At 50.5% G+C, this 6560-nt stretch carries 5 protein-coding genes and 1 pseudogene; 3 read left to right on the top strand and 3 right to left on the bottom strand.

Going from position 1 to position 6560, the window contains the following annotated elements; all coding sequences use genetic code 11:
* Both KQJ19_RS21595 and KQJ19_RS21590 read left to right on the top strand, forming a co-directional pair.
* Positions 1–373: pseudogene (locus tag KQJ19_RS21595) on the top strand (MFS transporter); the annotation flags it as partial.
* Positions 374–532: 159 nt separating this feature from the next.
* Entirely contained in the window at positions 533–1999 is a 1467-nt protein-coding gene (locus KQJ19_RS21590; protein WP_216404116.1) for a mannitol dehydrogenase family protein, read from the top strand.
* 74 nt (positions 2000–2073) lie between these two features.
* On the opposite strand, the gene ydfZ is transcribed toward KQJ19_RS21590, so the two are convergent.
* The 3 genes from ydfZ to ydfG form a co-directional block, all read right to left on the bottom strand.
* Entirely contained in the window at positions 2074–2277 is a 204-nt protein-coding gene (ydfZ, locus tag KQJ19_RS21585) for a putative selenium delivery protein YdfZ (RefSeq protein WP_003032393.1), read from the bottom strand.
* Between the two features lie 188 nt (positions 2278–2465).
* Positions 2466–3152, bottom strand: coding sequence for a GntR family transcriptional regulator (locus tag KQJ19_RS21580; RefSeq protein ID WP_016153060.1), 687 nt, complete (start codon positions 3150–3152; stop codon positions 2466–2468).
* Between the two features lie 86 nt (positions 3153–3238).
* Entirely contained in the window at positions 3239–3985 is a 747-nt protein-coding gene (gene ydfG, locus KQJ19_RS21575; RefSeq protein ID WP_016153061.1) for a bifunctional NADP-dependent 3-hydroxy acid dehydrogenase/3-hydroxypropionate dehydrogenase YdfG, read from the bottom strand.
* A gap of 137 nt (positions 3986–4122) precedes the next feature.
* Between ydfG and dcp the strand changes: the two genes are divergently transcribed.
* Positions 4123–6168 (top strand): peptidyl-dipeptidase Dcp, encoded by a 2046-nt coding sequence (gene dcp, locus KQJ19_RS21570; RefSeq protein ID WP_016153062.1) that lies wholly within the window; start codon positions 4123–4125, stop codon positions 6166–6168.
* Positions 6169–6560: the final 392 nt, after the last annotated feature.

The raw sequence follows: 6560 nt of genomic DNA, 5'->3' as shown, positions 1-6560 counted from the left end.
TGTTATGATTATTCCTTTCTTCCTTGCAATCAATCAGGATAGCTTTTGGCTTACGCAAATAGTAATGATCCTGGTACTGAGCGTTGGGCATAGTATGTGTTATGCACCTCAGGCATCTTATTTCCCAGAGCTTTTCCCGACTCATATTCGCTGTAGCGGAATAGCATTAATTTGGCAGTTGGGATCGCTAATTGGTAGTGGGATTCTTGGTTTAGTAGCAGTAAAAATTCTGCAAGTAACTGGTGGACATTATTATGGACTCGCAACCTATGTGATTGTACTTGGCGTCATCTCAGTTATTGGTTTGCTGATGATGCCGGAAACTGCACCGCAAAGGCTTAAACGTGAATACCAGCAGTGGCAGAAACATTAATATCCTTTGGCGGCAATATGCCGCCAAATTTACCTTTTATGGTACACAGCTTTAAGTGATGTCATACCAATCATAAAAAGCTTAATGCAAATCAAAACATACAACCATACAGGCGTTACTCTGAATCAATCCTGATTTCATTGATAAGTAGGTCATACCATGCAAAACAAGCTCTTAACGGCAAAGGCTGCACTTCCCGACTACGATCGTACAAAACTGGTCCCGCGTATTGTCCATCTGGGGTTTGGCGCATTTCACCGCGCACATCAGGGGGTTTACGCTGACATTCTCGCTGCAGATCACGGCAGTGACTGGGGCTATTGCGAAGTGAACCTGATTGGCGGCGAGCAGCAGATTGCCGATCTGAAACAGCAAGATAACCTGTATACCGTTGCAGAAATGTCCGCAGATGCTTGGACTGCAAGAGTCGTGGGCGTGGTGAAAAATGCGCTGCATGCGCAGGTTGATGGGCTGGAAAGCGTACTGGCTGCGATGAGTGAACCGCAGGTTGCGATTGTTTCTCTGACCATTACCGAGAAAGGGTATTGCCATTCTCCGGCGACCGGTCAATTGATGTTAGACAACCCGATGATTGCCGCCGATCTACAAAATCCAAAACAGCCAAAAACTGCGCCAGGCGTTGTGGTTGAGGCGCTTGCACGCCGCAAAGCTGCGGGTTTAGCCGCCTTTACCGTGATGTCCTGCGACAACATGCCGGAAAACGGTCATGTGATGCGCAATGTTGTCACCGCGTATGCCCGGGCGGTGGATGCGGAACTGGCTGCGTGGATCGAACAACATGTCACATTCCCGTCGACAATGGTTGACCGCATTGTCCCTGCTGTTACCCAGGATACGCTGGACAAAATTGAACACATTACCGGCGTACGCGACCCGGCAGGCGTAGCATGTGAACCGTTCCGTCAGTGGGTTATTGAAGATAACTTTGTCGCTGGCCGCCCTGAATGGGAGAAGGCGGGAGCGGAGCTGGTTGCTGATGTCATTCCGTTTGAAGAGATGAAACTGCGTATGCTCAACGGCAGCCACTCTTTCCTTGCTTATCTGGGGTATCTGGCGGGATATCAGCACATTAACGATTGCATGGGCGATGAAAATTATCGCCTCGCCGCGCGCGCGCTGATGTTGCAGGAACAAGCGCCCACGTTAAAAGTGAAAGGTGTGGATCTTCCGCACTATGCCGATCTGTTAATTGAGCGCTACAGCAACCCGGCACTGCGTCATCGCACCTGGCAGATCGCGATGGACGGCAGTCAAAAACTGCCGCAGCGTATGCTGGACTCCATTCGCTGGCACATTGTGCACGGTAGCCACTTTGAACTGTTGGCGCTGGGCGTGGCTGGCTGGATGCGTTACGTCGGCGGTGTGGATGATCAGGGCCAGGCGATTGAAATCAGCGATCCGCTGTTACCGGTGATCCAGAAAGCGGTGCATAGCAGTAACGAGGGCGAAGATCGTGTCCAGGCGCTGCTGGCGATCGATGCTATTTTTGGTCGTGAACTGCCGCAGGTAGAATTGTTCAAGAATCAGGTCACACAAGCCTATCTTGCTTTACTGGCTGAAGGGGCGAAGGCAACCGTTGCGAAGTATGCAGCAAAAATGAAGTAACGAGAACATCATTTAAGTCGCCATCTGGCTATAAACGGGCCAGATGGCGCATTGTTTTCTGGCATTCACACCAATTAGTTCATGCCTAAACGAATCAGTTCGAGGGGAGCATATTTACCTTCACACCCTTCGATTTCCACTGTTTTCCCGCGGCGAATTTGCTCAGCGGTCAGGCCATCGGTATCTATCGCTGTAATGCGGCCTGTAAGTCCGGTGTCGCTAATCATGACGCGGCTGCCAGTGGTGATTGCGTTACGGTTACGATCGTATGTTTTCATGGTGTTTTCTCCTTTCCAACTTACCGTCAAAGCCCGTGGGCTCTAGTCCCACGTAACGGGCGCAATATAAATACGCTTCTCGTTAATGATTTTTTTTGTTTTCGATCAAAATCACAGCTTTTTTTATGCAGATGTGCGGGAGAGGGGAAGGCAGGAGAAACTCACCTCGGTGTGAGGTGAGCGTAATATTAATCTTCGCTGAACCAGTCGCTATTTTCCTGACGGATTAGCTGAACAGACTCACCAATTTCCTGGAGATGCAGCATCATTGCGCGCTCAACGGCATCGCCATCATGTTTCTCAAGTGCGGTAAAAATATCGTGATGCTGACGCAGCAGCATTTCAGGCGGAGAGATATGATCCAGGCTCATATAACGAACGCGGTCAATCGTGGCCTTAATATTCTCAACGGTGTCCCAGGCGAGCTGGCACTCGGCGATTAAAGCCAGTTTCTGATGAAATTCGTCATCAAGCTGGAAGAAATCATTGATTTGTTTTCGATCAATCGCGATGCGCTGCTGATGCAGATTTTGTTCGAGCTGATAGCACTGTTTATCGGTGATCAGTGATGCGGCGCGGCGGACCACGGCACATTCAATTGCCTGGCGAACAAAACAGCCGTTTTGCACCTGCGACAGCGAAATTTTGTTTACGTAGCTGCCACGCTGCGGGCGGATCTGAATCAGACCGTTCTCTGCCAGTTTGATGAATGCTTCTCGTACCGGCTGGCGTGACACATTAAAGCGTACGGAAACCTCTTTCTCCGACAGCGGCGTACCGGGTGCAATCAGACAGTGCACGATATCACGACGAAGAATACGGTAAATCTGTTGATTTACCGGTTGTGTAGGGTTGAGCTGCGTTTCTACGGTCATTCATTCTTACTTTTTAGAGAGTTAACCCGGAGATCTTATCACTTATTTCAGGCTATCTATACCCGGCGCAAGGCCGGGCAGAGAAATTAGCTCCGATGAATACTCAGTCCGGCAAAAGACTGTGTGACAGGCATCATTTCAAGGGTGTTAATGTTGACATGAGCGGGTAAGGACGCCACCCACCATACCGCTTCTGTAACATCTTGCGGGGTCAGCGCAGTGGTATTTTCGTAGGCTTTTTCAGCTTTAGCATCATCGCCTTTGAAACGTACGTTAGAGAATTCCGTACCGCCAACCAGACCCGGTTCAATGTCGGTAACGCGAATCGCAGTGCCGTGTAAGTCAGTACGTAAATTCAGGCTAAACTGGCGAACAAACGCTTTGGTCGCACCGTAGACGTTCCCGCCAGCGTATGGCCAACTACCCGCGGTAGAACCGATATTGATAATATGACCGCGGTTGCGCTCAACCATGCCTGGCAGAACGGCACGGGTCATATAAACCAGGCCTTTGTTGTTGGTGTCGATCATATTTTCCCAGTCTTCAACGCTGGCCTTGTGGGCTGGCTCAAGGCCCAGCGCCAGACCCGCGTTGTTGACCAGAACATCAATATCGCGCCATTCAGCGGGTAAGGCGTTCAGCATCTCTTCAATTGATGCACGATTACGTACGTCCAGTTGCGCGGTATAGAGGCGGTCACCCAGCTCATCTTTGAGTTCCTGCAGGCGCTCCTGGCGGCGTCCGGTGGCAATAACTTTATGCCCATTCTCAATAAAACGACGCGTAATGCACTCACCAAAACCTGCGGTTGCTCCGGTTACTAAAACGATCATCTCACTGTTCCTCAACGCTTTTTATGTAGTACTACCATAGCACGTCATTTCCGTTCAGAGCTATTCCTGCTTAACGCGATTGCGGTCGATTCCCGGGAAGTCTACTCTGGTAAACAAATCGTTTTCAGGAGTGAAAGATGTCGTTAACGAATCCATTTTTACACCACAGCACATTGCCGTATCAGGCGCCGCAGTTTGATCAGATCGACGTGCAGCATTATCGTCCAGCGTTTGATGAAGGCGTGCGGCAAAAACGCGCCGAGATCGACGCTATTGTGCAAAACTCACAGGTTCCTGATTTTGCTAATACGTTGCTGGCGCTTGAACAAAGCGGGGGGCTGCTCACGCGCGTGACCAGCGTTTTCTTCGCGATGACGGCGGCGCACACCAACGATGAACTACAGCGCCTTGACGAAGAGTTTTCCGCAGAGCTGGCGAACCTTGCCAATGATATTTATCTCAATGGCGCGCTTTTCGCCCGTGTCGAAGCTGTCTGGCAACGGCGTGGTACGTTAAGTCTGGATAGCGAATCAATACGTCTGCTGGAGGTTGTGTATCAGCGTTTTGTACTGGCCGGCGCCCGTCTGAACGAGACCGATAAAGCCAAACTTAAAGCGCTCAATACGGAGTCAGCCACGCTGACCAGCCAGTTCAATCAACGGTTGCTGGCAGCAAACACGTCAGGTGCTATGGTGGTGGATGATATCCGGCATCTGGAGGGGCTGAGCACAGAAGAAATTGCCGTTGCCGCCGAAGCTGCAAGGGCGAAAGGGCTTGAAGCGCGTTGGGTTATCCCGCTATTAAACACAACACAGCAACCGGCGCTTGCGGTTTTACGCGATCGTCAGACCCGCGAAAAACTGTTCACCCGCGCATGGACGCGGGCTGAAAATGATGATGGCAACGACACGCGAGCTATTATTCAGCGACTGGTAGCAATCCGGATGCAGCAGGCGCAACTGCTTGGTTTTGCCAATTACGCAGCCTGGAAAATTGCCGACCAGATGGCAAAAACACCGGAAGCGGCACTGACATTTATGCGATCTATTGTTCCAGCCGCGCGGGCGCGGGCGTTGGATGAGCAGGCTGAAATCCAGAACGTTATCTTTCAAGAACACGAGTCGTTTAGCGCCGAGGCCTGGGACTGGTCGTTTTATGCCGAGCAGGTCCGTCGTGAGAAATATGACCTTGATGAGGCACAGCTCAAACCTTACTTTGCCCTGGATTCGGTGCTGAACGAGGGCGTTTTCTGGACGGCCAATCAACTCTTTGGCATCAAATTCGTTGAACGATTCGATATTCCGGTTTATCACCCGGATGTTCGGGTATGGGAAATATTCGATCATGATGGCGTAGGATTGGCGCTATTTTACGGTGATTTCTTTGCCCGGGAATCAAAAAGCGGCGGAGCCTGGATGGGCAATTTTGTTGAGCAATCGCTGCTTAACGAAACCAGACCGGTTATTTACAACGTCTGTAATTATCAAAAACCAGCACAGGATCAGCCTGCATTGCTGCTGTGGGATGATGTTATTACGCTATTTCATGAATTTGGACATACATTGCACGGTCTGTTCGCCACTCAGCGTTATGCCACGCTTTCTGGAACCAACACTCCGCGTGATTTTGTCGAGTTTCCTTCACAGATCAACGAACACTGGGCGAGCCATCCTCAGGTCTTTGCCCGTTTTGCCCGACATGTTGATACCGGGGAGCAAATGCCGCAGGCATTGCGGGATAAAATGCAGCGGGCCAGTCTGTTTAACAAAGGTTACGACATGACCGAACTGCTCAGCGCTGCATTGCTGGATATGCGCTGGCACTCTCTGGAGTTGAGCGAGTCATCTCATCCGGTCGATCAATTTGAACAGCAGGCGCTGGCGGCGGAAGGTTTGGATCTCAAGGCTGTGCCGCCGCGTTATCGCAGCAGTTATTTTGCCCATATCTTCGGTGGCGGTTATGCCGCAGGTTATTATGCCTATCTGTGGACGCAAATGCTGGCCGATGACGGCTACCAGTGGTTCGTAGAGCAGGGCGGATTAACCCGTGAAAACGGACAGAAATTCCGCGAAGCAATTTTGTCCCGCGGAAACAGCACTGATTTAACTGAACTTTATCGCCAGTGGAGCGGGCGTGAACCGCGCATGGAACCCATGCTGGAACATCGTGGCTTGAGCGCTTAAGACTGGTCAGCCAGAAAATTGAACCGGGCGTGGTGCCCGGTTGTTAGCTGGATTTTTTCTTCAGCAAAATGAATCGTTGTTGGGTATTGATGCCTTGCATCTCATAGAGACGCTCGGGTAGGGAGTGCTGCTGGTGAAAGGTCGGCATTGTTTTCCTGTTCTTACGTTACTTGACTGGTTTGCTTTGGGAAGGAAGGTAGGTATTGCCGCAGTTGGGGCAGACTAACGTTATGTTGTTTTTTATTCTCGACAGGCTGTGCATTGACTGGCGGCAGCAGTGAGGACAGGTACTTTTCACTGGTCGTAAAGTACGCATCTTAATATCTTTGAGTATCGACATATTGATTGTCCTTGTGATGGGGTGCTTACCATACACTATGAAGCAATAAATA

The organism is Citrobacter sp. S46_ASV_140 (genome assembly GCF_018919545.1).
GTDB lineage: Bacteria > Pseudomonadota > Gammaproteobacteria > Enterobacterales > Enterobacteriaceae > Citrobacter > Citrobacter braakii.
Note: the sequence above shows the minus strand (reverse complement) of the source record. Positions and strands in the feature narration are given on the sequence as shown.

What these genes read in the sequence shown, in the direction of transcription:
- KQJ19_RS21590 (WP_216404116.1), top strand. Translation starts at nt 533, where the DNA reads ATGCAAAACAAGCTCTTAACGGCAAAGGCTGCACTTCCCGACTACGAT.
- ydfZ (WP_003032393.1), bottom strand. Translation starts at nt 2,277, where the DNA reads ATGAAAACATACGATCGTAACCGTAACGCAATCACCACTGGCAGCCGC.
- KQJ19_RS21580 (WP_016153060.1), bottom strand. Translation starts at nt 3,152, where the DNA reads ATGACCGTAGAAACGCAGCTCAACCCTACACAACCGGTAAATCAACAG.
- ydfG (WP_016153061.1), bottom strand. Translation starts at nt 3,985, where the DNA reads ATGATCGTTTTAGTAACCGGAGCAACCGCAGGTTTTGGTGAGTGCATT.
- dcp (WP_016153062.1), top strand. Translation starts at nt 4,123, where the DNA reads ATGTCGTTAACGAATCCATTTTTACACCACAGCACATTGCCGTATCAG.